The 26,684-nt window shown below is 62.4% G+C and carries 29 protein-coding genes; 11 read left to right on the forward strand and 18 right to left on the reverse strand.

Annotated features, from left to right (window positions below):
- Window positions 1-217 precede the first annotated feature (217 nt).
- Complete coding sequence (locus NKJ09_RS12145; protein WP_023719848.1) at window positions 218-1,084, forward strand: SMP-30/gluconolactonase/LRE family protein; 867 nt, start codon at window positions 218-220, stop codon at window positions 1,082-1,084.
- A gap of 5 nt (window positions 1,085-1,089) precedes the next feature.
- On the opposite strand, the gene NKJ09_RS12150 is transcribed toward NKJ09_RS12145, so the two are convergent.
- From NKJ09_RS12150 to NKJ09_RS12165, 4 genes are all read right to left on the reverse strand, one after another.
- Entirely contained in the window at window positions 1,090-1,437 is a 348-nt protein-coding gene (locus NKJ09_RS12150) for an antibiotic biosynthesis monooxygenase (protein WP_352762796.1), read from the reverse strand.
- A gap of 88 nt (window positions 1,438-1,525) precedes the next feature.
- On the reverse strand, window positions 1,526-3,412 hold the full coding sequence (locus NKJ09_RS12155) for an ABCB family ABC transporter ATP-binding protein/permease (protein WP_023719850.1): 1,887 nt from the start codon (window positions 3,410-3,412) through the stop codon (window positions 1,526-1,528).
- Window positions 3,413-3,433: 21 nt separating this feature from the next.
- Window positions 3,434-3,808 (reverse strand): ArsR/SmtB family transcription factor, encoded by a 375-nt coding sequence (locus NKJ09_RS12160; RefSeq protein ID WP_352494862.1) that lies wholly within the window; start codon window positions 3,806-3,808, stop codon window positions 3,434-3,436.
- Between the two features lie 60 nt (window positions 3,809-3,868).
- Entirely contained in the window at window positions 3,869-5,368 is a 1,500-nt protein-coding gene (locus NKJ09_RS12165; protein ID WP_352494861.1) for a LysM peptidoglycan-binding domain-containing protein, read from the reverse strand.
- A 114-nt stretch (window positions 5,369-5,482) separates the two neighbouring features.
- Here NKJ09_RS12165 and NKJ09_RS12170 point away from each other — a divergent pair, with 114 nt between their 5' ends.
- Window positions 5,483-6,094 carry an LOG family protein gene (locus tag NKJ09_RS12170; protein WP_023719853.1) on the forward strand — a complete coding sequence of 204 codons (612 nt, stop codon included), beginning with the start codon at window positions 5,483-5,485 and terminating at the stop codon, window positions 6,092-6,094.
- Window positions 6,095-6,178: 84 nt separating this feature from the next.
- On the opposite strand, the gene NKJ09_RS12175 is transcribed toward NKJ09_RS12170, so the two are convergent.
- The gene (locus NKJ09_RS12175) at window positions 6,179-7,096 is read right to left on the reverse strand and encodes a LysR family transcriptional regulator (RefSeq protein ID WP_352481839.1); all 918 of its coding nucleotides are present in this window, start codon (window positions 7,094-7,096) and stop codon (window positions 6,179-6,181) included.
- A 118-nt stretch (window positions 7,097-7,214) separates the two neighbouring features.
- On the opposite strand from NKJ09_RS12175, the gene NKJ09_RS12180 reads away from it, so the two are divergent.
- A complete protein-coding gene (locus NKJ09_RS12180; protein ID WP_023719855.1) occupies window positions 7,215-7,505 on the forward strand; it encodes a muconolactone Delta-isomerase family protein in 291 nt (96 codons plus the stop codon).
- A 54-nt stretch (window positions 7,506-7,559) separates the two neighbouring features.
- On the opposite strand, the gene rarD is transcribed toward NKJ09_RS12180, so the two are convergent.
- The 8 genes from rarD to cysS all read right to left on the reverse strand — a co-directional run bounded on the left by rarD (window position 7,560) and on the right by cysS (window position 14,559).
- Window positions 7,560-8,492, reverse strand: a complete 933-nt coding sequence (gene rarD / locus NKJ09_RS12185) for an EamA family transporter RarD (RefSeq protein WP_352481840.1) — start codon at window positions 8,490-8,492, stop codon at window positions 7,560-7,562.
- Window positions 8,493-8,619: 127 nt separating this feature from the next.
- Complete coding sequence (locus tag NKJ09_RS12190; protein WP_051409686.1) at window positions 8,620-9,159, reverse strand: hypothetical protein; 540 nt, start codon at window positions 9,157-9,159, stop codon at window positions 8,620-8,622.
- A 4-nt stretch (window positions 9,160-9,163) separates the two neighbouring features.
- Window positions 9,164-10,786 carry a citramalate synthase gene (gene cimA / locus NKJ09_RS12195; RefSeq protein ID WP_198030508.1) on the reverse strand — a complete coding sequence of 541 codons (1,623 nt, stop codon included), beginning with the start codon at window positions 10,784-10,786 and terminating at the stop codon, window positions 9,164-9,166.
- Window positions 10,783-11,739, reverse strand: a complete 957-nt coding sequence (gene pip / locus NKJ09_RS12200) for a prolyl aminopeptidase (protein ID WP_023719859.1) — start codon at window positions 11,737-11,739, stop codon at window positions 10,783-10,785. The genes cimA and pip overlap by 4 nt, the downstream gene beginning before the upstream one ends.
- Window positions 11,736-12,212, reverse strand: coding sequence for a GFA family protein (locus NKJ09_RS12205; protein ID WP_023719860.1), 477 nt, complete (start codon window positions 12,210-12,212; stop codon window positions 11,736-11,738). The genes pip and NKJ09_RS12205 overlap by 4 nt, the downstream gene beginning before the upstream one ends.
- Window positions 12,209-12,700, reverse strand: coding sequence for a GFA family protein (locus NKJ09_RS12210; RefSeq protein ID WP_352494860.1), 492 nt, complete (start codon window positions 12,698-12,700; stop codon window positions 12,209-12,211). The genes NKJ09_RS12205 and NKJ09_RS12210 overlap by 4 nt, the downstream gene beginning before the upstream one ends.
- Before the next feature lie 6 nt (window positions 12,701-12,706).
- Window positions 12,707-13,093, reverse strand: a complete 387-nt coding sequence (locus NKJ09_RS12215; RefSeq protein WP_352515679.1) for a VOC family protein — start codon at window positions 13,091-13,093, stop codon at window positions 12,707-12,709.
- A complete protein-coding gene (gene cysS / locus NKJ09_RS12220) occupies window positions 13,090-14,559 on the reverse strand; it encodes a cysteine--tRNA ligase (RefSeq protein WP_352494858.1) in 1,470 nt (489 codons plus the stop codon). Before cysS ends, NKJ09_RS12215 begins: the two co-directional genes overlap by 4 nt.
- 419 nt (window positions 14,560-14,978) lie before the next feature.
- Between cysS and NKJ09_RS12225 the strand changes: the two genes are divergently transcribed.
- Window positions 14,979-15,128, forward strand: coding sequence for a hypothetical protein (locus tag NKJ09_RS12225; RefSeq protein WP_352494857.1), 150 nt, complete (start codon window positions 14,979-14,981; stop codon window positions 15,126-15,128).
- A 57-nt stretch (window positions 15,129-15,185) separates the two neighbouring features.
- Here NKJ09_RS12225 and NKJ09_RS12230 read toward each other — a convergent pair whose 3' ends face one another.
- A complete protein-coding gene (locus NKJ09_RS12230; protein WP_352494856.1) occupies window positions 15,186-15,947 on the reverse strand; it encodes an SOS response-associated peptidase in 762 nt (253 codons plus the stop codon).
- Window positions 15,948-16,070: 123 nt separating this feature from the next.
- On the opposite strand from NKJ09_RS12230, the gene NKJ09_RS12235 reads away from it, so the two are divergent.
- The 4 genes from NKJ09_RS12235 (at window position 16,071) to NKJ09_RS12250 (ending at window position 18,454) form a co-directional block, all read left to right on the forward strand.
- On the forward strand, window positions 16,071-16,496 hold the full coding sequence (locus tag NKJ09_RS12235) for an NUDIX hydrolase (RefSeq protein ID WP_352481843.1): 426 nt from the start codon (window positions 16,071-16,073) through the stop codon (window positions 16,494-16,496).
- A gap of 48 nt (window positions 16,497-16,544) precedes the next feature.
- Window positions 16,545-16,922 carry a TIGR02301 family protein gene (locus NKJ09_RS12240; protein WP_023719865.1) on the forward strand — a complete coding sequence of 126 codons (378 nt, stop codon included), beginning with the start codon at window positions 16,545-16,547 and terminating at the stop codon, window positions 16,920-16,922.
- Between the two features lie 374 nt (window positions 16,923-17,296).
- Entirely contained in the window at window positions 17,297-17,554 is a 258-nt protein-coding gene (locus NKJ09_RS12245; RefSeq protein WP_023677749.1) for a hypothetical protein, read from the forward strand.
- Between the two features lie 96 nt (window positions 17,555-17,650).
- Complete coding sequence (locus NKJ09_RS12250) at window positions 17,651-18,454, forward strand: hypothetical protein (protein ID WP_352494855.1); 804 nt, start codon at window positions 17,651-17,653, stop codon at window positions 18,452-18,454.
- A gap of 34 nt (window positions 18,455-18,488) precedes the next feature.
- On the opposite strand, the gene NKJ09_RS12255 is transcribed toward NKJ09_RS12250, so the two are convergent.
- Complete coding sequence (locus tag NKJ09_RS12255; protein ID WP_352494854.1) at window positions 18,489-19,820, reverse strand: dihydroorotase; 1,332 nt, start codon at window positions 19,818-19,820, stop codon at window positions 18,489-18,491.
- 83 nt (window positions 19,821-19,903) lie between these two features.
- On the opposite strand from NKJ09_RS12255, the gene ygfZ reads away from it, so the two are divergent.
- The 3 genes from ygfZ (at window position 19,904) to NKJ09_RS12270 (ending at window position 23,599) form a co-directional block, all read left to right on the forward strand.
- Entirely contained in the window at window positions 19,904-20,764 is an 861-nt protein-coding gene (gene ygfZ / locus NKJ09_RS12260) for a CAF17-like 4Fe-4S cluster assembly/insertion protein YgfZ (protein ID WP_352494853.1), read from the forward strand.
- The gene (locus NKJ09_RS12265; RefSeq protein WP_023719870.1) at window positions 20,764-21,396 is read left to right on the forward strand and encodes a YfbR-like 5'-deoxynucleotidase; all 633 of its coding nucleotides are present in this window, start codon (window positions 20,764-20,766) and stop codon (window positions 21,394-21,396) included. Before ygfZ ends, NKJ09_RS12265 begins: the two co-directional genes overlap by 1 nt.
- A 64-nt stretch (window positions 21,397-21,460) precedes the next feature.
- Window positions 21,461-23,599 carry a putative bifunctional diguanylate cyclase/phosphodiesterase gene (locus NKJ09_RS12270; RefSeq protein WP_352481847.1) on the forward strand — a complete coding sequence of 713 codons (2,139 nt, stop codon included), beginning with the start codon at window positions 21,461-21,463 and terminating at the stop codon, window positions 23,597-23,599.
- A 91-nt stretch (window positions 23,600-23,690) separates the two neighbouring features.
- On the opposite strand, the gene NKJ09_RS12275 is transcribed toward NKJ09_RS12270, so the two are convergent.
- The 3 genes from NKJ09_RS12275 to NKJ09_RS12285 are packed head-to-tail and all read right to left on the reverse strand — an operon-like array spanning window position 23,691 to window position 26,552.
- Entirely contained in the window at window positions 23,691-23,963 is a 273-nt protein-coding gene (locus NKJ09_RS12275; RefSeq protein ID WP_023719871.1) for a DUF3303 domain-containing protein, read from the reverse strand.
- Between the two features lie 22 nt (window positions 23,964-23,985).
- Entirely contained in the window at window positions 23,986-25,449 is a 1,464-nt protein-coding gene (locus tag NKJ09_RS12280) for a RimK family ATP-grasp domain-containing protein (RefSeq protein ID WP_023719872.1), read from the reverse strand.
- Window positions 25,446-26,552 (reverse strand): peptidase C39 family protein, encoded by a 1,107-nt coding sequence (locus NKJ09_RS12285; RefSeq protein WP_023719873.1) that lies wholly within the window; start codon window positions 26,550-26,552, stop codon window positions 25,446-25,448. Before NKJ09_RS12285 ends, NKJ09_RS12280 begins: the two co-directional genes overlap by 4 nt.
- Between the last annotated feature and the right edge of the window lie 132 nt (window positions 26,553-26,684).

Here is a 26,684-nt window from a genome sequence, read left to right on the forward strand (position 1 = left end):
CCCCTTCGCCGCAACGCGACAATCAGGCGGTCGGGTGTTGGCGGTCGTGCCGCCTCAGGGGCGTCCTTGGCAGCATCCGGACTGCCGAAGTGGTCAACCGGAAATATGTTGATTGCGATTGTCGGCACGAAGCCCCCACGCCCGTCCTTGGCAAGACAGCGCCTCTCATCGGCCTTTCGGCCGTGACGATTTGCGCAAACCCGGAGGTTCTCGGCCCATGCAGAAATCAGCAGCCAGGCAAGCGCAAGTGGTGATGAACGGTCTGGCCTTTGGCGAGTCGCCTCGCTGGCACGATGGCCGGCTGTGGTTCTGCAACTGGGGCACAGGCCAGATCATCGCCGTTGACGCCCTAGGCAACAGCGAGATCGCGCTCATCGTGCCGGCCACCCTGCCCTACTCCATCGACTGGCTGCCGGACGGGCGGCTGCTTGTCGTGTCCGGCCGCGAAGGGCTGATCCTCAGGCAGGAGGCTGACGGGACATTGGTCACCCATGCCGATCTGAGACATCTGTCGAAGAGCCCATGGAACGAGATCGTCGTCGACGGGCGCGGCAACATCTACGTCAATGGTGGTGGGCCGGCTCCGGCTTCCGGCCAGCATTTCGGCCCCGGCACCGTCGTGCTGGTTGCACCTGACGGCTCGGCTCGGCAGGTGGCTGAGAATCTCGCCTTCGCCAATGGCATGGCAGTGACGCCCGACAACAAGACGCTTGTCGTTGCCGAATCCCACGCCAACCGGCTGACCGCCTTCGACATCGCTGCCGATGGCCACCTTTCCAATCGGAGAGTCTGGGCCAATCTTGGCAACGGTTTTCCCGACGGCATCTGCCTCGATGCCGAAGGTGCCGCCTGGTACGCCGACGTTCCGAACAGGCATTGCGTGCGGGTGCGCGAGGGCGGCACAATGCTCGAAAGCGTCGACGTCGATCGCGGCTGTTTTGCCTGCATGCTCGGCGGCAGCGAGGGAAAAACGCTGTTCATCGTGGCCGCCGAATGGCGCGGCTTCGAACATATGATCAGCGATGCCCGTACCGGCCAGGTGCTCAGCATCGAGGCTACCGCGCCGGGAGCAGGCTGGCCATAGAGAGCTTACACCGCGGGAATCCGCTGGTAATTGGCGATATCGGCCCTGACGCCAAGTCGCGCAATGGTCTCCTGAGGATTGAAGCCGATGCGCTCATGCGCGGCCTTGATGATCGGCACGACCTTATCGACAGCGGCCTGCCCTTCCCATTCGACAATGGTCACGAGGTTGAACTCCCCCGGCCCCGAGAATTGCTCGAGCAGGAAATCCTGGACGAACCCTTGCTGCTGGCGCAGCAATTCATGCGTCATCCGGACCTTGGCAAGAATCTCCTCGCGAGCGTTGGCCGGAACGACAAACTTGTCCACCCGGAATACGTTGCCGCCACTAACTGCCTGATTTATCCCATTCATATCGATTGTCTCCGTTTTTGAACGACGCATCTTGCTACGATCCAAAACGGCCTACGATCTCAACTTAAGTTGAGGTCAAGCACGAATTTCAGCTCACCTCCGAGGTGCGGCGGCGGACGACGACGCCGAACTCGTCGCTTTCGCGGGCAATGCGCAGCCGCTCCTCGGCCTCGCTTGCCTCGCGCTGCCGGTCCCACATCGATGCATATAGGCCGCGCTTGGCCATCAAGGCGGCATGGGTGCCGCGCTCGGCGATCTGGCCGTCCTGCAGGACGATGATCTCGTCGGCCGAAATCACTGTAGACAGTCGATGGGCGATGACGAGGGTGGTGCGGCCCTGGCTGACCAGGTCCAGTGCCGCCTGGATCTCCTGCTCGGTGTGGCTGTCCAGCGCCGAGGTCGCCTCGTCGAGCATCAGGATCGGCGGTGCCTTCAAGATGGTGCGGGCAATCGCCACCCGCTGCTTCTCGCCGCCGGACAGTTTCAGCCCGCGCTCGCCCACCATTGAGCGATAGCCGTCGGGCAGCCGCTCGATGAACGGTCCGATCTGGGCCAGTTCTGCCGCCTTGCGCACATCCTCCTCGCTGGCGCCGATGCGGCCGTAGCGGATGTTGTAGGCGATGGTGTCGTTAAACAGCACCGTGTCCTGCGGCACCATGCCGATGGCGGCGCGCAAGCTCTCCTGCTTGACGTCGCGAATGTCCTGGCCGTCGATCAGAATCGTGCCACGCTGAATGTCGTAGAAACGAAACAAAAGCCGCGAAATGGTCGACTTTCCGGCTCCGGAGGGGCCGACGATGGCCACCGTCTTGCCGGCCGGCACCTCGAAGCTGATGCCCTTCAGTATCTTGCGGTTGGGGTCGTAGGAAAAATGCACGTCACGAAACTCGACCTTACCGGCATCGACGACCAGTGGCTTGGCGCCCGCCCGATCGACGATCTCGCGCTTGACGTCGAGCAGATCGAACATGTTTTCGATGTCGGTCAGGCCCTGGCGAATTTCGCGGTAGATCATGCCGATGAAATTCAGCGGCACCGAAAGCTGCATGAGCATGGCGTTGACGAAGACGAAATCGCCGACGCTCTGCGTGCCTGCCTTCACCTCGAGCGCCGACAGCACCATGACGACGGTCATGCCGATGCCGAAGATCACGCCTTGGCCGAAGTTCAGCCAGCCAAGCGAGGTCCAGGTCCTGGTCGCCGCCACCTCATAGCGCGCCGTGGAACGGTCGAAGCGCTCGGCCTCCATGGCTTCGTTGTTGAAATATTTGACTGTTTCGTAGTTAAGCAGCGAATCGATCGCCTTCGTGCTGGCTTCATTATCGCTGTCGTTCATCTCTCGGCGGATCGAAATACGCCAATCGCTCGCCCTGACGGTGAACCAGACATAGAGCCAGACCGTGACCGCGATCACCAGCACGTAAAGCCAGCCATAGGTGACGGCGAAGATGCCGGCGGTGAGCGCGAATTCGACAATCGTCGGCGCCGTCGCCAGCATGGTGAAGCGGACGATCGTCTCGATGCCCTTGGTGCCGCGCTCGATGACACGCGACAGGCCGCCGGTGCGCCGTTCGAGGTGGAAGCGCAGTGACAATTCATGCATGTGTACGAAGGTGCGGAAGGCGAGCCGGCGCACGGCATGCTGGCCGACCCGTGCAAACAGGGCGTCGCGCAACTGGTTGAAGCCGAGCTGCACCAGCCGCACGGCATTGTAGGCGACGACCAGCATGACCGGCGCTAGCAGGAAGGCCGGCAGCGGCGGCGGAGATTTGGCGTCGCCGGCCAGTGCGTCGGTCGCCCATTTGAAGAAATAGGGTCCGGCCACCAGGGTCAGCTTGGCGGCAACCAGCAGCACGGTTGCCCACACCACCCGCGCCCTCAGGTCGGCGCGGTCGGCCGGCCACATATAGGGCCAGAGATTGCGCAACGTTCTGAAGGTCGAGCCGGAATCGGCGGAAACGGTTTTCTCGGCCATTCTTGTTTACCTTTTTATATCTTAGCGGCCGGAGCAGCAGGAATCGACCAGCGCGGCCAGCGACGCGGAAACATCGGCGAGCGCAGCACGGTCGAGCTCATAGCGCGAGCGCTGGCGGTCAGGCTCGAAGCGGATAAGCCCGGCTTCGACCAGAATCTTCAAATGCTGGGAAACGGTGGACTGCGCCAGGTCGAGATGCTCGACGACCTCGCGACAGCAGCAGGAACGGCTTGCGGAAAGGTGTTTGAGAATTTCGATCCGCGCCGGATGCGAAAGGGCCGCGAGCCGGACAGCGACGGAGCGGCTATCCGGCGTACAGTTGGCCGGCGTGCAGTTGGCCGGCGCGTGTTCATCTGCCGCGCGGCGTCGGTCCGTTACGAGAGAGGATTCGGTCATCGTCCATCGGCGATAAACGATGACTGGCCCTGCCGCAAGCTATCCTGATGGGCAGAACGGCTACTCAGTCTTGACTGGCGCCGTCGTCATCTGGTCGCCCATTGCCTTGAGATCGGCGGGCTCGCCTTCTTTCGATTTCTCCGGCACCTTGAACACCTGCCCCGGCCAGATGCGGTTCGGATTGCTGATCTGGTCCTGGTTGGCGAGATAGATGGTCGAGTAGCGCATGCCCTGGCCATAGACCCGCCGCGAAATCCGCCACAGCGTGTCGTGGCGGCGGATGATGACTGCGCCATTGGCATGTTCGAGCTTGGGGCCCACGGTCTCGGGAGCTTCGCCCGGAGGCGTCGCGACGGCCATTTCGGCCGGGGCCTCGGTGGCAGGAATGGGGGCAGTTGCGGGCGTTTCGGCGGCTGTCGCCGGTGCGGCTTCGGTGGCCGGAGCGTTCGGCTCGGCTGGTTTTACCTCGGCAGGCTTTGGCTCGGCGGGTGCGACGGCGGCAACCGCCTCGCCCGGCTCGCGTTCGAACGGCACGGCGGCACGAGCCACCACCGTCACCCCGTCGGCGTCGAGCGCGTCGACATGGATGGTGTAGGTGCCGACCGGGACGTCGCGTGTCGCTTCGACCAGGAAGTGGCGGTCGGGCGAGGTCTTCGCGTCGCCGAGCAGGATATCATTGGCATAGGCGCGCACCTTGCGGCCGGGATCGGCGACCCCGGCAACGAAAATCTTGTTGCCGTCGATTTCGACGGCTTCGACGACGACCTTGGGCTCCGCCGTGGAAGTAGCAGGCGCTGCCGGTGTGGCGGGCGCTGCCGGAGCCGGTGCGGCTTCAACAGCGGCCGGCGCGGCAGAAGCAGGCGCTGCTGGAACATCAGCCGCCGCGGCGGCCGGCGCTGCGGCAGCCGGCAATTCGGTGCCGGTGGCGGGTGGCTGAACGGCCGCCTGTTCGCCGGTTGGCGGCGAGGCGTCAGATTTTGCCTCAGGGGCAGGAACAGTGAGCAGTTCGGACGGCTTTCCCGGCTCCTCGACCATTGCCAGCACTTGACCGGTGGAATTCTGGGGAATCGAAACGACGGCGGTCTGCGCCGAGGCGGTCACGACATTGTCGGCCGTAGAGCGAAGCGTGATCGTATAGTCGCCGGGCTTCAGCGGATCGTCGAGAATAATGGCAAAGGCGCCGTCGGGACCGGCGACCGTCGAGCCGAGCACAGTCGAACCGTTGAGAATCTCGACCTTGGCGTTGGGCGCTGCATTGCCGGCGACGACGATCGAGCCGTTGCTTTCGACGCGCACGATGTCGAAGGTCGGCACGATCGCACCTGCAGCGGCCGGCGCGGCGGGCGTCGCCGCATCGGTGGACGCGGCGGGCGCAGACGGCAGCCGCCCCTCGGTTGCCGGAGCGACCGGTTTCGAAACCGGCGGCGTCAGCGCCGCGACTTCCGCAGGCGGGGTAGAATTGAGATACGGGTCGAGTGCGCCCGATACATAGGCGGTTCCCGCCGCAGCGACGGAGCCGCCAGCCGCGAACAAAAACGCCTTCAACGGATTAATTGCCATGTTTCCCTGCCCCTTAGCCACCTAATTTCGGTCTAGCCTGTTTTGCCAAAGCCGACAAGAAAAAGCCCGCTCCGGGGCTTGACCATGCCAATAGTCCCTATCACCAATCATAACATGAACACGATTCGATCTGTCTGCGTCTATTGCGGCTCGTCCCCGGGCCGAGATGAAACCTATATCAAGGCCGGACACCTGCTTGGCCGCTCGATCGCCAAGTCCGGCCTGCGTCTGATTTATGGCGGCGGCACTAAAGGTATCATGGGTGCCGTCGCTGAAGGGGCATTAAAGGCCGGCGGCAAGGTAACGGGCATAATTCCACGTTTTCTGATCAACCGGGAGGCGACCGAAACCGCGCTTGACCGGCTCGACGAGCTCGTCATCACCGACAACATGCACGAGCGCAAACACAGGATGTTCGAGAAATCCGACGCCTTTGTGGCGTTGCCCGGCGGCATCGGCACCGTCGAGGAGATCGTCGAGATCATGACTTGGGCGCAGCTCGGACATCATCGTAAGCCGATCGTCTTCGGCAACGTCGGAGGGTTCTGGGATCCGATGCTGGCGCTGCTCGACCACATGGCAACGGAAGGCTTCATCCACACCGCGCAGCGGGTCAAGCCGCTGGTGGTCGAGGACCCGGAAGCGATCGTAGCCGCCATCATGGTGGCGGGATCCTCCGTCGATGCACCGACGGAGGGCGTGCAGTCGGTGATTGATAAAATGTAGAGTGAGTAGGGAGTAGGGAGTAGGGAGTAGGGAGTAGGGAGTAGGGATAGACACGCGCGCCGGTTCGGAAGGTGTTGTACTTTACTATTCACTATTCACTATTAACTCCTTCATTAACTCCTTCCCTACTGCCTTCCTTAAGTCCGCGATGACCGCCCGCTTGTCCTGACGTCGCCAGGCGAGATGGATCGAGACGGTGCGTTCGAACCACGGCAGATCGCGAAACACGATCTGAGGCGGCGCGGCACTCCGCAGGCTGGCCTGCACCGTCGCCAGCCCAAGCCCGGCGCTGACCAAGCCCAACGACGTCAACGGATCGGTCGTCTCATAGGCTATGTCGGGCAGGAAACCGGCCTTCGCACAGGCGGCGAGAAATTGGCTGCGGTTGGTGTCGTCAGGCTGGCGCACCACCGTGATCCAGGTGCGTCCGTCCAGTTGCTGCGGCAGTATCTCCGCGATTTCGGCCAATGGATCGCTTTCCGGCATCGCCAGAACCAGAGGCTCGCGCATGATGAGCAAGGCGGCGATGTCGGGATCGTCGGCAGAAGGAGGCGTGTAGACGAGGCCCAGATCGAGCGATCGTTCGCGCAGCGCTTCGATCTGCGCGGCTGAACGCTGGCCCTTCAGTTGAAGATGAAATTCGGGCCGGTCGCGGCGAAACTGGCGCAGCATCCGAGCGACAAGCCCGGCATGGACCGCACCTTCGACATAGCCGATGGCGAGACGGCCGACCGTACCGCTGGCGAGATTGCGGCCGAGCTCCTCCAGCCGTCTTGCATGGGCCAGCAGCGCACGCGCCTCGGTAAGAAAGGCGCGGCCTTCGGGATTGAGATGAACACGCTGCCTCGCCCTCTCGAATAATGTGATGCCCAGTTGCTGCTCCAGCTGCATGATCTGGCGGCTGAGCGGCGACTGCGAGATGTGGAGCAATTCGGCGGCACGCCCGACATTGCCGGTTTCGGCCACCGTGATGAAATAGCGGAGCTGGCGCAGGTCGAACATTGTTGCTCCGATGCTCAAGTCCCGTGAGGTCTCAACTTTAGCCTAATCAGTCTTGGACTGTCTGGCCAGCCGAAGCGAATATTTTCGCCATTCCAACGGCCAACATCAGGAGATTCCGATGCAGTTCTTTGCCCTTCTTGTGCGCAACACCGAAAAGTTCACCGACGCCGATTTCGCGCCTCTGCTGCCCGGCGAGGCCGAGCAGCGCCGCACGCTCTATGCCGAAGGCGCCGTGCGTCAGGTGTGGAATCGAGGCGACATTCCCGGCAGCGGCATGATGTTCGAGGCCGGCAGCGATGCCGACGTGCGCAGCCATCTCGCAACCTTGCCGCTGGTCAAGGCCGGCATGATGGACATTGCCGCCGTCGTGCCGCTGCAGCCCTATCCAGGCTTCGGGCCGAAGCGCTGAGCGACCGTGAAAGAGGCGGCTGCCGGCATTAGGCCCGCCAGCCGCCTTTCTTCGTTACGCGGATCGAGCGGATGCGGCGACGGTCTTGCGCGCCGAAGAAAACATCGACCAGGAGTACATCGCCAGCGCCGCCCAGATCAGGCCGAAGGCGATGGCCTGAACGCTGCCGAAGGGTTCGCCGAAAATCAGCACCGCGATCAAAAAGACGATTGTCGGCGCGATATATTGCATGATGCCGATGGTGGAGAGGCGCAGCAGCCTGGCGCCGAACGCAAACAACAGCAGCGGCACGGCGGTGACCGGTCCGCAGCCGACCAGCAAGGCGGTGTCGTTCAAGGAGCTGGAGACGAAATGATCCTGTCCTGTGGCGATCAGGAAGACGATGTAGCCGAGCGCCGGCACCGACAGTAGCAGCACTTCGAGCAGGAAGCCCTGGCTTGGACCAATTGGCAGCGTCTTGCGGAAGAAGCCATAGGCGGCAAAGGAAAAGGCCAGCACCAGCGACACCCAGGGCAGCTTGCCAGCGTCGATGGTTAGCACCGCGACGGCGATTGCCGCGAGCACCACCGCCGCGATCTGCAGGCGGTCGAGCCGTTCGCCGAGCAGCAGCGCGCCGACAACGACGCTGACCAGCGGGTTGATGTAATAGCCAAGCGCGGTCTCGATCGTGCGGTCGACCGCGATCGCCCAGACATAGATGCCCCAGTTGACCGAGATCAGCGCCGCCGTCAGCAGCGCCATCGAAATGATGCGCGGCGAACGAACGGCCGCTTTGAAATCGGCAGTGCGGCCCGCCCAGACCAGGACGGCGGCCGCGATCGGCACCGACCAGACGATGCGGTGGGCGATGACTTCGGCCAGCGGCAGATGCGCGACAGCCTTCATGTAGAAGGGCAGCAGCCCCCAAAGCAGGTAGGCGCCGAGCGCCAGCAAGAAGCCGCGACGAGCTTTGGTATCGGCCTCGATTTGAAGTACTTGGGTAGCCATGGCCCAAGGCTATGCGCCAGCGGCCCCGGCAAGACCATCGCAAAGTTCTGATGGATCAATGGAGTCTCGCTGATGGTTCAAGAACCCGGAGTTTTCACCAGTTCATTGAAATGCGCGAAGCCCGCAGTCATTTGGTCTCGCCGGGCGCAGGCACCAATTCCATGAATTCCGCTCCAACGGTGTCGTGACGAAAGCCCGTCACGCATTCTGCCACCTCGATCGGAATATCGGCGATAAAGTCTATGGCGGCAGCACCTGCGTCCTCGCGATCCTGATCTGCGAAGCGCTCGCGGCGGATCTCCTCGAAACAGGATGGAAGGTTTCCTGTCGCTTCCAGGTTGCGCGCACCGTCTGCGCTGGTGTGTCGTATGCTCCAGACTTCGTGCCCGTCGCGCCACTGTTCGGCCCATTGCAGCATGACCGTATCGATATTGTGAACGACGACAATGTCCCTGCCCGTCGAAAGGTTAGCCAGGCGCTTCTCGTCCACCAGGTCCATGTTCACGTCGTTAAAAATGACGACAGACCAATTTTGACCAACCGTCACGCCATTGTAGTCAAAATCAAAAACCTCGTCCGATTGTCCGCTCTGAGCCAGACCGAAAGCCAGCGCTGCCTTCGCGAGTGGCAGACCATTGAATGCGACCCAGCTTATCGTGAAGCCCATTTCCTCACTCCGCCGCGATCAGCCCGGCCATGTCGCGGTTCTTCATCAGCTTGTAGACGATCGAATCCATCAGCGCCTGGAACGAAGCATCGATGATGTTTTCGGAGACGCCGACCGTCCACCAGCGCGCACCGGTGCCGTCATGCGATTCGATCAGCACGCGGGTAATCGCCTCGGTGCCACCATTGAGGATACGCACCTTGAAGTCGGCCAGCTCGAGATCGGCGATCTCGCTCTGGAATTTGCCGAGATCCTTGCGCAGCGCAATGTCGAGCGCGTTGACCGGGCCATGGCCTTCGGCGACCGACATCTTCTCCTCGCCCTCGACCAGCACTTTCACAATCGCCTCCGAGACCGTCTTCAGCTGGCCGTTGGCGTCGAAGCGGCGCTCGACCATGCAGCGGAATGAAGTGACGCGGAAGAATTCCGGCACGCCATGCAGCATCTTGCGCGCCAGAAGCTCGAAGCTGGCGTCGGCGCCTTCGTAAGCGTAGCCCTCCGCCTCACGCTCCTTGACCACGGCGATCAGCGCGTCGAGGCGATGGTCGTCCCGGGGCATGTCGATGCCGCGCCGTTTCAGCTCGGCCATGAAATTCGCCTTGCCGCCTTGGTCCGAAACCATGACGCGGCGGCGGTTGCCGACAGTCTCTGGCGGCACATGCTCGTAGGTCGCCGGCTCCTTGGCCAGCGCCGAGGCATGGATGCCGGCCTTGGTAGCGAATGCGGAGGCGCCGACATAGGGGGCCTGCGCTTCCGGCGCACGGTTCAGCAACTCGTCGAAGGCGCGGGACAAGCGCGATATACCGGTCAACGCCTCCGCTGAAATGCCTGTTGCAAAGCGGCCGGCAAAGGCAGGCTTCAACGACAATGTCGGCACGATCGAGATCAGATTGGCGTTGCCGCAGCGCTCGCCTATGCCATTCAGCGTGCCCTGGATATGGCGCACGCCGGCCTCCACGGCGGCAAGCGAATTCGCCACCGCCTGGCCGGTGTCGTCATGGGCGTGGATGCCGAGATGGTCGCCCGGTATGCCGGCCGCGATCACCTTTTCGACGATGGCGCGCACCTCGGAGGGCTGCGTGCCGCCATTGGTGTCGCATAGAACCACCCAGCGCGCGCCGGCATCGTAGGCCGTCCTGGCGCAGGCCAGCGCATAATCGGGGTTGGCCTTGAAGCCATCGAAGAAATGCTCGCAGTCGACCATCGCCTCCTTGCCGGCACTGAGCGCCGCCTCGACCGAGGCCTTGATCGCCTCGAGGTTCTCCTCATTGGTGCAGCCGAGCGCGACGCGGACATGGTAGTCCCAGCTCTTGGCGACGAAGCAGATGGCATCCGACTTCGACTGGACCAGCGCGGTGAGGCCGGGGTCGTTCGAGGCCGACACTCCTGCCCGCTTGGTCATGCCGAAGGCGACGAACTTGGCATCGGCCGTGCGACGCTCGGCGAAAAAGGCGGTGTCGGTTGGATTGGCGCCAGGGTAACCGCCCTCGACGTAGTCGATGCCGAACTCGTCGAGCAGCTTGGCGATGGCGATCTTGTCCTCGACGGAAAAGTCGATACCCGGCGTCTGCTGACCATCGCGCAGCGTCGTGTCGAACAGATAAAGGCGCTCGCGAGCCATCGTCATTTCCCGGCAAACACGTCCGTTGCGCGGATCAGCCTGTCGAGGATGCCCGGCTCCGAATAGGCGTGGCCGGCACCTTCGATCAGATGGAAATCCGCTTTCGGCCACGCCTTGTGCAGCGCCCAGGCATAGCGCGCCGGGCACGGCATGTCGTAGCGGCCGTGAACGATGCTACCCGGTATATCCTTAAGCTTCCATGCATCACGCAGCAGCTGTCCCTCTTCCAGCCAGCCGGCATGGACGAAATAGTGGTTCTCGATGCGGGCGAAGGCCAGGGCATAATCATCCTGGCCGAAGGGACCGCTGGTTTCCGGTTCCGGCAGCAAAGTGATCGTCTCGCCCTCCCACAGGCTCCAGGCGCGAGCGGCCTCGACCTGCGCCACAGGATCGCTACCGACCAGCCGTTTGCGGTAGGCGGCCATCATGTCGCCGCGCTCAGCCTCCGGAATGGGCGCCAAAAACCGCTCCCATTTGTCGGGGAACATCTCCGAGACGCCGAACTGGTAGTACCATTCGAGTTCGGCGCGGGTCAGCGTGTAGATGCCGCGCACGACCAGTTCGCTGACCCGCTCGGGGTGTGTCTCGGCATAGGCCAGCGCCAGCGTCGAACCCCACGAGCCGCCGAACACCAGCCATTTGTCGAAGCCGCACATGTCGCGCAGCCGCTCTATGTCGGCGACCAGATGCCAGGTGGTGTTGGCTTCGAGCGAGGCATTGGGCGTCGATTTTCCACAGCCACGCTGGTCGAACAGGATGACATCGTACAGCGTCGGATCGAACAGCCGCCGGTGCTTTGGCGAAATGGTGCCGCCCGGTCCGCCATGCAGGAATACCGCCGGCTTGGCACCGCGGGTGCCGGAGCGCTCCCAATAGACCTGATGGCCATCGCCAACGTCTAGCATGCCGGACTCGAAAGCCTCGATCTCGGGATAGAGGGTGCGGAATTCGCTGCTCATAGTTTCAGGCCCTGGTGCGGCCAGTTGGCCGTCTCGTGATCGGGATGCTGGAAGGAGATGATTGACTCCTGTCGCGCGTAGAAATCCGGATCGTCGTGGATTGGCGCGTCGAAGATCGTCTCCACCCAAGGCAGCCTGGCGGCGTAGTTGACCTGGATCTGCGGCGCCAGATCGGAACGGTCGTCGAAGGCGCCGATGGCGATCTCGAGCGCGCCGGGCTGGCGGTAGGTCAGCGGCGTGCCGCAGCGGGCGCAGAAGCCGCGATCGATGTTGACCGACGACTGAAAGTAACTCGGCTCCTCGCGCAGCCATTCGACGCCGTCGCTCGGCACTGTCACAAGCGCGCCGAAAAACGAGCCGAACTGTTTCTGGCACATGCGGCAATGACAGATCGAGGGGCGGCCGAGCGCGCCGTGGATGCGGAAGCGCACGGCGCCGCACTGGCAGCCGCCGGTACGAACGGTTTCGGTCATGATCTTTCCTCCGGCGGCCATTGTTCGGTGTCATGGTCGGGATGTTGGTAGGAGACGAGGTCGGCGAGATAGGAGGCAGACGAGACGTCGGCCATCGTTTCCTCACCGGGCAATTCGTGGACATGATCCACATAGGGGAGCTTGGCTTCGACACCCCATTGGATCGTCGGCGCGATCTCCTCGGGGTGGTCGAATGCGGCGATGGCGAGCGCCACGCCGTCGGTCGCTTCGAAGGTCAGCGGCGTGCCGCATTCGGCGCAGAAACCGCGCAACGCCGCATTGGACGAGCGGAAGCGTTTGGGCTCGCTGCGCGTCCAGTCGAGTCCTGCGCCGCGCACCGAGACCAGCGGCAGGTAAAAATTGCCGCTCGCCTTCTGGCACATGCGGCAATGGCAGACGGAGGCATCGCCGAGCGCGCCTTCGACGCGGAAGCGCACTGCGCCGCACTGGCAGCCGCCCGTATACACCGGTCTGTTGTCAAGGCTCATCGCATTTTACTCCGGAGCATGGCAGACCGCCTCGACATTGTTGCCGTCGGGATCGAAGACGAAGGCGCCATAATAGTTCGGATGATAGTGCGGGCGCAGGCCCGGCCCGCCATTGTCCTTGCCGCCGGCGGCGATTGCCGCCGCGTGAAAGGCATCGACCTCGGCACGGCTGCGCGCCGTGAAAGCGACGTGTTGATGACCCTTCGGCTTGTCCTTGCCGACATGCAGCCAAAACACTGGCCGGTCGCGGCCGTAGCCGCCGACCTTGGCGCCGCCGGTATATTCCTGCGGCACCATGTAGAGCAGCGAGGCACCAAGCGGCGCCATCGCCCTGTCGTAAAAAGCTTTCGACACGTCGAAATCCAAAACGGTGATGCCGAGATGATCGATCATCTTTTTACCTCCCAGGTGGTGATGCGTTCGCCGGTGACAGGGTCCTTGCCGTCCTTCAACTGGATGCCTTGCGCCAGCAACTCGTCGCGGATGCGGTCGGCCTCGGCCCAGTTCTTGGCGGCGATCAGCGCGAGGCGTTTGGCGATCGCTTTGGCAATGGCGTCTTCATCCACCTTGGCTGTTGCGACGTCGAAGCCGAGGAACAGCAGCGATGCCTTCAGCAAAGTGGCAGCATCGTTGTCTTCGGCGGCTGCGTTGCTGCTACCAGCGTCGAAATCAACAGCATCGCCAGCCAACTGGGTCAGCAACTGGAATGCGGGATAGGTGGCGAGGTCATCCGACAGCACTTCGATCACATCCGCCGGCACCGATTTTGCCGTTGGCGGCGCCAGATCGGCCGCTCGCTTCCATTTGCGCAGCGTATTCTCCGCCTCTTCCAGCTTGCGTACGGAAAAGTCGATCGGCTCGCGATAATGCGTCATCAGCATCGCCAGCCTGAGCACCTCGCCCGGCCATTTGCGGCCGCCAAAAGTCTCCGTCTCCAGCAGTTCGGTGATCGAATAGAAATTGCCCAGGCTCTTGGACATCTTCTGGCCCTCGACCTGCAGGAAACCGTTGTGCATCCACACCTTGGCCATCGTTTCGGTGCCGTGGGCGCAACGTGACTGGGCGATCTCGTTCTCGTGGTGTGGAAAGATCAGGTCGAGACCACCGCCATGGATGTCGAACACCTCGCCGAGATAGGCGGCCGACATCGCCGAGCACTCGATGTGCCAGCCCGGCCGACCCCTGCCCCACGGACTCTCCCAGCCCGGTTCCTCGGGCGAAGACAATTTCCACAGCACGAAATCCTGCGGGTTCTTCTTGTGCGCATCGACGGCGACGCGGGCGCCTGCCTGCTGCTCGTCGAGATTGCGCTTCGACAACTGTCCGTAGTCCGGCATGGAAGCGGTGTCGAACAGGACTTCTCCAGCTGCGACATAGGCATGGCCGCGTTCGATCAAGCGTTGAATCAAGAGGATCATGTCGACCTTGCCGTCGGGCCTAGGCTCGACGAACTCGGTGGCGCGCGGCTCGACCGTCGGTTCCAGGCAACCGAGCGCCGCCACGTCCTTGTGGAACTGATCGGCGGTCTTTTCGGTGACCCGCCTGATCGCTTCGTTCAGCGACAGCTTGCCCAAGGCAATCTCGCCGCCGAAATCGCGCAGCGCGCGAGCGTTGATCTTGTCGTCGACGTCGGTGATGTTGCGGACGTAAGTGACATGCGCTTGCCCGTAGAGATGGCGCAGCAAACGGAACAGCACGTCGAAGACGATCACCGGCCGCGCATTGCCGATATGGGCGAAGTCGTAGACCGTCGGGCCGCAGACATACATGCGCACGTTGCGCGGATCGATCGGGAAGAAATCCTCCTTGCTCCGCGTTAGCGTGTTGTAGAGGCGCAGGCTCTTCGATGCTTCAGACATACGTGCGTTCCGGTGCGTTACTTTGTTTGAGCATGATCTTTTGGGATCGTGCTCTGGATGGAGTCGGTCACGCCGAGGCGCAAAATCGAGCTCCAGCCTGCTGGCCGGGGCGTTTGTCCAATCTGGGAGGAGATGAGGCGAAAACGTCCAGGACCAGCGCGAGGCTAGTCGATAATGCAAATGCCACAAATGGCGAAAGACGTTTTCATGGCCGGCTTTATCGCCTTGCCCGGTGTTGCCGTCAAGTCGCTACCTTCGCCAAAAATATCGTTGGCTCACAGGAAATGAGCCACTGAAACATTTTATTAAACAGATCGGCACTGTCATGAAACATTCGCCGGCTAGATCAGCAAGCGTCACGATTTGGTCGGATTCGGCCAGCAAACGCAGACACGAAGACGTTACCAGGGAAGAGAATAATGCCTAAGCAAGAATCCACCCGCGCCAAGCAACCGGCGCTCGCCAGCCATTACCGGGCGATCGGCCCGGCAGCAATCGTCGCAGCTCTTCTGCACACCGCGAAGAAGAAGAAGCCGGCACAGAAGATCGTGTCGCCACGCGCTGCCTGAGAATGCCGTCGGGTGAAGATTGAGGCGCTCACGGTGTCCTGGAAATAGTAGCTTTCGCTAAAATAATGTCATTTGACTGTCGTTCGCGCCGGACTTCTGGCGCTTGACCTTCTCGGGCTCAGGCTCGACGACGCCCTTCTCCTGAATCTCCGGCCCGGTATTGGCGACCTTGTTGACGAGGTCGGAAACCGGGATCGCTTCGAAGAAATCGGGCCGGGTGGGTCTCAGCAGATCGGCCACATCACGCGGCTCGAGCGTGCGGCAATCCAGCCAGCGCGCGAAATCCTCGGGATGGATCACCACCGGCATGCGGTCGTGGATATGGGCAGTATCGGCATTGGCGTGGGCGGTCAGAATGGCGCCGGTCTCCATTTCCGAGCCACCCGGCTCGGCATACGTCTCAATCAGCCCGGCGAAGGCGACAAGCCCTCCATGCTTTGGCCGCATCCAATAGGGCTGCCCTCTTCTGCCAGCGGTTTGGTGCCATTCGTAGAATCCCGAAGCCGGTACCAGGGCGCGGCGATGGCGCATGGCAGCGCGAAACGACGGCTTTTCCGAAGCCCCCTCAGAACGCGCGTTGAACAGCAGCGGGAAGTTACGCGTATCCTTGACCCAGGCCGGGATCAGGCCCCAGCGCACCAGCATCGAGCGGCGGTCGGGCAGGTTCGAGCCCGGCGCCTGCGGCAATCCGGCGAGCGCCATCAGCACCGGCTGCGTCGGCGCGATATTGTAGCGGGGCGGAAACTCCTCCAACTCCGCCAGACCGAGAAGGGCGGCGGTCTGGTCCGGAGTGGCGGTCAAGGCAAAGCGTCCGCACATGAATTCAGCTCTCGAATGGGTGACATGTGAAAGTGACCATGGAACCTGCCTTTCGCAACCGCTAAAGCTGTTCGCCGACGGCCGGTCCACAACGGGCTATGCCAATCGAGCGATCGGGAACCCATGGAAGCACGTAAGATCATTCCGGCAGTCTCGGTCTGCGTCGTGCGCGAGAACACGGTGCTGCTGGTCAAGCGGGCCAGACCGCCCTCGCAGGGCCTTTATGCCTTTCCCGGTGGCAAGGTCGAAGCCGGCGAGACGCTGGAACAGGCAGCAAGGCGCGAATTGCTGGAAGAGACCGGATTGCAGGCGCGCAACTACCGGCCGCTGCGGGAAATCCACATCGACGGCAGCGGCGACGGGCATCCGGTCGACTACCGGCTGACGGTGTTTGGGGCCAACTATGCCGGCGGCGAGGCGGTGGCCAGTGACGACGCCGAAACCGCCGCCTTCTATACACTGGCCGAAATGACAGCGATGCAGCTTGCCGATGCAGTGTTTGATATCGCCGACGACCTGCTGGCCACCAGCAAGGGCGGCGCGAACTGAGCTTGAGAATCGCCTTGCAGGCAACAAATTGTTTCAGCACAAGGGCTCATGAACCGCACATCACCGTTTCTCGCCGCCTGCCTCGCCGTTAGTGTGGTTGTCGGCTTGCGTCCTGCCATTGCCGCCGAGGCGCCGTTCGAGCCCGGGCTGTTGCGGCTGGCGGAAGTGCTCGGCTCGTTGCATTTCCTGCGCAATCTATGCGGCGAGAAGGGCGACCGGTGGCGGGCCGAGATGGAAAAACTGATCGCATCAGAAAATCCGAACCCTGAGCGGCGCGCCCGCTTCATCGCCAGCTTCAACCGCGGCTACCGATCCTTCGGCGGCAGTTATACGCAATGCACCGCCTCGGCGACGGAAGCCATCAGCCGCTACATGAAGGAAGGCGAGACGCTGTCTCGCGACATCGCCTCGCGCTACGGGAACTGACGGCGGCAGCTGCCGTTCCGGCAAAGCGGAATCAAGCGTCGGCGCTGTTGGCGGCGGACGCGTTCGACACTTCTCCGCTTGCCTCGGGTGAGGTCTTGGTGCAAACCTGATGTTGCACTTTTGCAACTATGTTAACGAAACGTTAGCGCGCAGATGTGAAATTAACTCAAACTGAAGGTTTCCGTCCCCTTGGCCGGCCTAATCGGCTAAGTTTGAAACGGATCGGACGCAGGTTTGCTTAATGCGACGGGTTTTGTAGAAAACGACCAAAAAAATGTCGCATTTACAAGTACTTACTTCGCCTGCGTGTAAAAGGGACAACTCAAGCTTGATCCCTATCCAACGGATCACCGCTTGAAAGGGTGGACATCGCAATGGAACATGGCGTCAACGACATCGACGCGCTGGTCAGGGAAGAAAAGCGCCTGACCGCCGTGGAAAGCCACAGCGAAGCCTGGGCGGAAGGATTGTCGGCGGGGATCGAGCCGGAAATCATCGCCGAGGCAGCCCTCGAAACGGCATTCGGCGAGATGCTGCGAACCAATGGCGAGACCTCGGCGCTTGCCCTGCTCGATCGCATGCGCGAAAAGGTGATTGCCGGGGCCTTCGAGCCCGAAAGGCTGCGGCACTGACCCCGGTTCTTTGACGACGGCGCGTCGCCGGACATCATGTCCGGGCACATCATGTCCGGGCACATGAGTGGGCCTGGAACCAGGGAGTAGCAGGCGGTGAATTTTTCGATATCAGGCAAGCCGCGCGGCCTGGTCCTCAGCATTTGGCTTATCGCCTCCTGCGCCACGATTCCCCTTGCACTGTTTCTTGCGAGCAGTCCCGCTCACGCCCTCAGCGAGATCAAGCGCGAAGACCTGCCTTCGCCGGTCACGCCGCCGCCCGACGGCGACATGTCGCCGCCCGGAAGTACCATGCCGATGCCCGGCCCGCTCGGCACGACGCCACCTGCAGCCAGCCAGCCGACTCCGTCCGACGAGCCAAGGCAAACCGAACCGAAAGGGCCAGCGGACGATGGCGGCATGGCCAATCCGCATGTCGATCCGGACGCGCCTGTGCCCGAAGTCGTTTACGACCTTGCCAAGTTACCGGAACCGGTCAGGCGCATGCACGATCTGATCGTCGAGGCGTGCAAAAGCGGCGACATCGAAAGACTGCGGCCGCTGATCGGCACGGGCGACATGATGACCCAATTGTCGCTGGGCGACATGGACGGCGACCCGATCGCCTTCCTGAAAGGCCTTTCGGGCGACACGGAGGGCCAGGAAATCCTCGCCATCCTGGAAGAGGTGCTCAATGCCGGCTATGTCCATGTCGATGCAGGCACGCCGCAGGATCTCTACGTCTGGCCGTATTTTTTCGCCCTGCCGCTGGACAAGCTCGATGCCAGGCAGCGGGTCGAGTTATTCAAGATCGTCACCGCCAGCGACTATGACAACATGAAGCAGTTCGGCGCCTACATCTTCTACCGCGTCGGCATCACGCCGACCGGGCAATGGACGTTCTTCGTCGCCGGGGATTGAGTGGTCTGGCCTGGCTCTTATCGAGGCAGGGAGCTTAGCCCGCCAGCGCCTCGGAAAACTCCACCGCCCTACCCTGGCCTGGCGTGACGATCTCGCCTTCCCACATCACGCGCCGGCCCCGAACGATAGTGCCGACCGGCCAGCCGGTCACCTGCCTGCCGTCATAAGGCGTCCAACCGGCCTTGGAGCCTTGCTGGGCGTTGGCGATGATCTCGCGGCGCTTCAGGTCGACGATGGTCAGATCGGCATCGTAGCCGGCGGCAATACGGCCTTTCCTGGCGATGCCGAAAATGCGTTGTGGGCCATGGCTGGTCAGGTCGACAAAGCGCTGCAACGTCAGCCGGCCGGCGTTGACATGATCCAGCATGATCGGCACCAAAGTCTGCACGCCGGTCATGCCTGACGGCGACGCCGGATAAGGTTTTGCCTTCTCGGCCAGCGTGTGCGGCGCATGGTCGGAGCCGAGGACATCGACAACGCCTTGCGCAATGCCCTGCCAGACCCCCTCGCGATGGCGCGCGGCGCGCACCGGCGGGTTCATCTGGATCAGCGTGCCTAACTGCGCATAGTCATCTGCGCTCAGCGTCAGATGATGCGGCGTCGCCTCGCAAGTCGCGACATCCTTGTGCTGTTCGAGGAAGCCTATCTCTTCGGCGGTCGAGATGTGCAGCACATGGATCCGGGCACGGACCTGGCGCGCGATGCGCACCAGGCGCTCGGTGCAGCGCAATGCGGCGATCTCGTCGCGCCACACCGGATGTGAGGACGGATCGCCCTCGATGCGCTCGCCGAGCCGCTCGCGCAGCCGGAACTCGTCCTCGGAGTGAAAGGCGGCGCGGCGGCGTGTGTTCCTCAGGATCGAGGCAACGCCTTCGTCGTCCTCGACCAGCAGGTCGCCGGTGGACGAGCCCATGAACACTTTTATGCCGGCCGCACCCGGCAGCCGCTCGAGATCGCCGGCGTCTTTTGCATTGTCGCGGGTCCCGCCGACCCAGAAGGCAAAGTCGCAATGCATGCGGCCGGTGGCTCGCCGCACCTTGTCGGCAAGAGTCGCCTCGCTGGTGGTCAGCGGATTGGTGTTCGGCATCTCGAAGACGGCGGTGACGCCGCCAAGCACCGCCGCCCGCGAGCCCGTCCCCAAATCTTCCTTGTGTTCCAGTCCCGGCTCGCGGAAATGCACCTGGCTATCGACGACGCCCGGCAGGATATGCAGTCCGCGGCAGTCGATTGTCTCGCCGGCCGACGCCTGGCGGAGATCGCCGATGGCAGCGACGCGCCCACCATTGATGCCGACGTCGCGAAAACCCTCGCCATCGTGGTTGACCACGGTGCCACCTGTCAGGATGAGATCGTAGATGGGGGCCATGCGGATCAGGTCTCTTGCGGGGGAACTGCCAGCGGCTTACGTAATGGCCGACAGTTTTGCAAGATCAGGCTCGTTTTCCCACCATGCCCTTTGCCTCGCTCAGAGATCGCGCACTCCTTTCCGTGTCCGGGCCGGATGCCGAGCACTTCTTGCAGAACATCCTGACTACCGACCTCGACGTGCTCGGCAGCAGCGAAGCAAAGCCCGGCGCCCTGCTGACGCCGCAAGGCAAGGTCCTTTTCGACTTCCTGATCTCGCGCGCCGGCGAAAATGCTTTCCGCCTCGAGTGCCGTGCCGAGACCGCCGACGATTTCATGCGCCGGCTGACGCTCTACAAGTTGCGCGCCAAAGTCCAAATTTCCAAGCTGGATCAGCCGGTTGTGACCGTCCTATGGGAAAGCGCTTCAACTGCCTCGCAATTTGAATCAGCACCGTTTGCCGATGCGCGGTTCGTCGATGCTATCGTCAAGCGCTCCTATGATGGCACCGCAGAAGGCGGCGACCTTGCCGCATGGCAAGCCTTTCGCATCGCCCATGGCATTGCCGAAAGCGGCAGCGACTATCAGCTCGGCGATGCGTTTCCGCATGACGTGCTGCTCGACGAGATCGGCGGCGTCGGCTTCAAGAAGGGCTGCTATGTCGGCCAGGAGGTTGTCTCGCGCATGCAGCATCGCGGCACTGCCAGACGCCGGGTGTTGATCGTCTCGGCCGAACGCTCCCTGCCCGCCTCGGGCGCAGAGTTGACCGTGGAGGGGCGGCCGGTCGGCACGCTTGGCTCGACCGCCGGCACGACAGGCCTCGCCATTGCCCGCATCGACCGGGTCAAGGCAGCGTTCGACGCCGGCCTGCCGATCCTGGCTGACGATGTCGCCGTGTCGCTCACCATCCCGCCCTGGGCGAAATTCAGCTTTCCGCAGGAAGCCGTCGGCGCGGAGGAGGCCTGATGGCGGCCGATCGCGCCGGGGCGCCGCCGCGCGCCTGGCAGCGCATGCTGTCCGGGCGACGGCTCGATCTCCTCGACCCCTCGCCGCTCGACATCGAGATCTCAGATATCGCTCACGGCCTTGCCCGCGTCGCGCGCTGGAACGGCCAGACCAGAGGCGAGCACGCCTTTTCGGTCGCCCAGCATTCGCTGCTCGTCGAAACGCTTGTCGGCGAGCTGATGCCGGATGCCGACGCCGATGCGCGGTTGGCGGCGCTGCTGCACGACGCGCCGGAATATGTCATCGGCGACATGATCTCGCCGTTCAAGTCCGTGATGGGCGGCAGCTACAGGGACTGCGAGATCAGGCTGCAGCGCGCCATCCATCTGCGCTTTTCGCTGCCAGCGGAACTCGACGCGGGACTGCGCAAGGAGATCAAGCGAGCGGATCAGATCGCCGCTTATTTCGAAGCGACGCTGCTTGCGGGTTTTTCAACGGCAGAGGCGACGGAGTTCTTCGGCCGGCCGCGCGGCTTCAATGCCGAGCGCTTCGATGTCACGCCGCGCTCGGTGACCTGGGCGCAGAATGCCTTTCTCAAACGGTTTGCGGCGATCGAGAAGTCGCGACGCCAGACTGCCGTTCCAGCCGGCTGAAAACGGTAAATTAACCGGCAAGGACAAGAGTGCCGTGGTTAACCACGGTCCATAGGCGCGCTACATGCCCGTTGCCGGTATCAAGGCAGGTTCGTCCGTCCGCCGACGACGGGTCAAAGGCGTTGGTCTGCCGCAACGGATTGAAGACGAACTGCGCGAACAGAACGAGCGTTTTTCGGCAGCGGTCGAGAACATGTCGCATGGCCTGTGCATGTTCGATGCCGATGAACGGATGATCATCTGCAATAGGAACTACATCAGTATCTTTCGCCTCGACGCCGAAGTGGTACGGCCCGGCATCCGGTTTTTCGACATCCTCCAGCACAGCGTGGACATCGGCATCGCCTCGCAAAGCGCTGAGCAACTCTATGCCATTCGCAAGCCCTATATCGACCAGGCAAAACCTTCCACCTATGAGGAAACGCTTGCAGACGGGCGTATCGTCAACATTTCGCACCGGCCGCTGGCGTCGGGCGGTTGGGTATCGATCTACGAGGATATCACCGAGCAACGGCGCGCCGAGCAGGAGTTGAAGGAGCAGCACCGCCGTTTCGACGCGGCACTTGCCAACATGTCGCAAGGACTTTTGATGTACGACGCGGACGGCAAGCTGATCGTGCGCAACGAACGTTTTCTGGAACTTTACCATGTCAGGCCGGCCGACCTCCCGCTTGGCATGAGCCACCGTGATGCCTTTAAGCGGCTGCTGGAACTGGGCATTTACACAAAGCTCGACCCCGACAGCGAAATTTCGCAAATCGAAGCCTGCCTGCGGGCGGGCAAAACACACGTAACGCATCGCCATCTTGCCGATGGCAGAACGCTGCTGGTTGCACGCCGGCCGATGAGCGGCGGCGGCTGGGTCGCGACATTCGACGACGTGACCGAGCGCAGGCGCGTGGAAGAGCGCATGACCCACCTTGCGCATCACGACACACTGACCAACCTGCCCAATCGCTCGATGCTTCGCGAACGGCTCGACCAAGCCCTTAGCGAGACGAAAGACGGATCGCTGGCGATATTCTCGCTCGACCTCGATCACTTCAAGGCGGTCAACGATACTTGGGGCCACCCTTCCGGCGACTGGCTGCTGAAATGCGTGGCCGAACGGCTGCAACGGTGCCTGCGCAATGAAACGGACGTTGTCGCTCGCTTCGGCGGCGACGAATTCGTCATAATCCAGTTCAATCTCAAAAGCCCGGGCGATGCGGAAAAACTGGCCAAACGCATCGTCGAGATCATCGGAAAGCCGTTTCGCGACAAGCGACACGACATGCGCGTCGGCATCAGTGTTGGCATCGCGCTGTTTCCGAATGACGGCAAGGACACCGACACTTTGCTGAAAAACGCCGATATGGCGCTCTATCGGGCAAAGAGCGAAGGGCGCAACCTCTACCGTTTCTTCGAACCAGCCATGGATGCGATGGTGCGCGCGCGCCGGGCGCTCGAAATCGATCTCAGGGCGGCGCTGTCGCGCCGGGAATTCGAGCTGGATTTCCAGCCGATCATGAACATCGCCTCCGGCGAAATCGTCGGTGCCGAAGCCTTGATGCGCTGGCGTTCGCCAGTGCGCGGCCTGGTGCGTCCGGACGACTTCATTCCGGCCGCCGAGGAGACCGGGCTGATCGTGCCGCTTGGAGAATGGGCGCTGCGGAAAGCCTGCACGACCGCGGCAGGCTGGGCGCCTTTGCGCATCGCAGTCAATGTCTCCGCCGTGCAGATCAAAAGCGGCACCTTTGCCCGCAGCGTCATCTCGGCGCTGGCGTTCTCGGGCGTGCCGGCCAACCGGCTTGAACTGGAAATCACCGAAACGGTGCTGATGGACGAGAGCGATCTGGTGCTCAAGACACTGAGGCAGCTGCGCGATCTGGGTGTCCGCATAGCGCTGGACGATTTCGGCACCGGCTATTCCTCGCTCGGCTACCTCAGGCGCTTTCCCGTCGACAAGATCAAGATCGATCGCTCTTTCACCCGTGACATCGACAGTCGCGATACCGCGGCGATCGTGCGCACCATCATCGGGCTTGGCGCACAGCTGGGCATCACCGTCACCGCCGAGGGTGTCGAGACCGAAGCGCAGCTTGAATTCCTGCAAAAGGAGGGCTGCGTCGAGGCCCAGGGCTATTTGATCGGCGTGCCATCGAAAGCGTCGGACATCAACCGGCTGCTGAAGTCGAACGCGACGATCAGGCAATCCGGCTAAGTGCGACAGCCGGGCGAGCCAGTCATCGGCTCAGCCTGGACATCTGCCATCAATACAATGTCTGGATATACCTCGTCGAAGCGCGCGCAGGTCAGAGATGTCCGCTCAACGCCTCCACCATATCCTTGTTCGTCGCCACGGGAACGATCTCGAATTCGACCAGATCCGCCCATTCGATGACCCACCGCTGCAGGAGTGTGACGTCATCGGCCTCCACCAGCAGGAAGCAGCGGCTCATATCCGCTGCGATCCAGCTGTGGTGCACGAGCAGCGCGTCCGGCTTCAGGCGGCCCTGGTCGCGGAAACGGCGGTAGATCTCCTTACGGTCGCAGCCGCGAAAATCCTCGGTTACGAAGAACAGCATCTTTTTCCCCTCAATTCGGATGTCATCGGCCCGGCCGGTCCAATCGCTCCAGGAACCACTGCGTCAGCCGCACCCAGACCTCGTCTTTTTCGCCGGAGTCTTCCCAGCCGTGGTCGAGGTTGGGGTTATCGTTGACCTCGATGACGAAGACGCCGTCCCTGGTCTCCTTGAGGTCGACTCCGTAGAGGCCGTCGCCGATGCAGCGCGCCGCGCTCACCGCCGTCTCGACGACATGGGCCGGCGCTTCCTTCAGGGTGAAGGTCTTGATGCCGCCCTGGTCGGGCTTGCCGTTGGCCTTATGATTGACGATCTGCCAATGCTTCTTGGCCATCAGATAATGGACGGCAAACAAGGGTTGGCCGCCGAGGACACCGACGCGCCAATCATATTCCGTCGGAATGAATTTTTGCGCGATCAGGAGGTCGGAATCCTCCAGCCATTCGGTTGCGAGCGTCTTTAACTCTTCGAAGGTGCCGCATTTCTTGACGCCGCGCGAAAACGAGGAGTCCGGGATCTTCAGCACCAGGGGGAAGCCCAGCGTCTGCGCCGCAACTTCCAGATCCGAGATGCCGGCTATCATCACCGTCGGCGGCACCGGTACCTTGTTGTAGGTCATCAGCTCGTTGAGATAGACCTTGTTGGTGCAGCGGATCATCGACAGCGGATCGTCGATGACCGGCATGCCTTCCTGCTGGGCGCGGCGGGCAAAGCGGTAGGTGTGGTTGGAGATCGAGGTGGTCTCGCGGATGAACAGCGCGTCGTAGTTGGCGAGCTTGGCCAGATCCCGCTTGGTGATCGGCTCGATTTCGACGCCCATCTTTTCAGCGATCTTGGCCCAGTGGCGCAGCGACGAAATCTCCGACGGCGGCAGTTCCTCATGCGGATCGACCAGCGTGGCGAAAGTGTAGCGCGCCGGCGTGCGGCCCTTGGTGTCACGCCACTCGCGGTTGGTGTAGGTCTCCAGGCACTGGAGAAAGTGCGTTTCCTCGTCCTCGGTCATCCTGGCCAGGGGATGGAAGCCAATCTTGCGGATCGAGGCCCATTCGGCGCTGTCCCTGATGTGGACCTCAAGCGCCGGGGCACGGAACCAGTCGAACAGCAGTTTGGCGAAGCGGTCCCAGATCCTGGACGGTCCGATGCCGAAGAAGATGCAGACCTTCTGCGGGAAAGCGCCGCCCAGGTCCTTGCGGCACTTGTTGAGTGCGAGTTCGAGTTCCGGCAACGCGTGCTCATAGAGCTTGCGCTCCGACAGGTCGATCATCGTTTCGACCGTCGGGATGACCTTATGGCCGCGCGAACCGGCGAGCAGCGAGGCGTAATAGCCGCGGCTCTGGTAGCCGTAATTGTTCGACAGGTTGATGACCTTCGGCCGCTGCCCGCGAAACAGTGCCGGATGGGCAAGGTAGTCGCGATTGGTGATGATCTTGTGCGGCGTCGCCACTTGGTCGAGATCGTTCTGCCGGCCGGTAAGGATGACCCAGGTCATTGGCTGTCGCGCTTTCCGAGAGTGATGGCGGCGCGCAATCCGTCGCGGCCGAATTGCGCCATGTTCATGAAGATGCCGTAAGGCACGGGAATGTTGGCAGCATCGAGGATCGTCTCCTGCCGCTCGTCCTCGACCCAAGGGTCGTGGATCAGGATGTGATCGCCGTCGTCACCGATGGCCAATACCCAGTGCGGAACCTTTTTGCCGAACATCAGGAAGCCGCTGATCAGGACCAGTACCAGTTTTCCCTCTGCGATCGCGGTGCGAATGTCGTCAAGCCCGAATGAACGGTAATTCACCGGGATGCCGTAAAGTTCCGCGCGGCGGCGAAAGTCGACCTGCGCCAGCTCCATCACCCGGCGCTTGTCTTCGCTGCGCACCGATTGCAGGAAAAGCGCGCCATAGAAGGACACATAGATCTCAGCAGCAAGCCCGCTCTCATAGCCGGCGACGGCCAGCCCGAACGGCTCGCAGCCGCCGGGGCCGGACATCATGAAAACGGTCGTCGCCTCACGCCACAGCCGGATTTCCATCACCGGGTCCGGCACGAAGCCGGGGCCGAAGTAAGCCATCGCCATCATCAGGCAGCATGGTCCGCAAGTGAATTCGCAAGTCTGCTGATAAAACGGCACTTCGGTGGCGACCGGAATGTCGCCACGCAAGGTCTTTTCATAGCGCAGCGCCGTGGCGCCATCCTCGTAATAGTCCGGTTCGCGGCCGATCTTGCGGTAGCCGCTCCGCTCGTAGATCTGGATCGCGCGCGGGTTGTCCTCGCGGACTTCCAAACGAAGCATCATGCGGCCGTGCTCGAAAGCAGCGGTCTCGGCCTCTTCCAGCAGAAGGCGGCCAACGCCACGGCCGCCGAAAAATGGACCGACGGCGATCGAATAGAGCCGCGCGACGCCGCTGCCCTTGCGAAACAGCACGACTGCATAGCCGGCGACGCGGCCATCGCTTTCGCCAACCAGCAGTTCGGCGGTGTCGCGTTCGATCAGTTGGCGAAAGGAACGGCGAGAAATGCGGTCGCTCGAGAAAACAGCTTTTTCGATGGCGGCGAGGTCATCGACGTCGGACGCGCGGGCCTTGCGAATCTCGGCAGGCATGCGGGCTCAGAAAACCTCGATTGGGTTGTGGAAACGACCCTAGTCTAAACATCGGTCACACCAGCCGAAGTGCCAGCATTAAGCAAGCGCTATCGCACCTCGATTAGGGCCGAATTGTGACAGTTTTGACAG

The sequence above is a fragment of the Mesorhizobium sp. M0189 genome, from assembly GCF_040322135.1.
Lineage (GTDB): Bacteria > Pseudomonadota > Alphaproteobacteria > Rhizobiales > Rhizobiaceae > Mesorhizobium.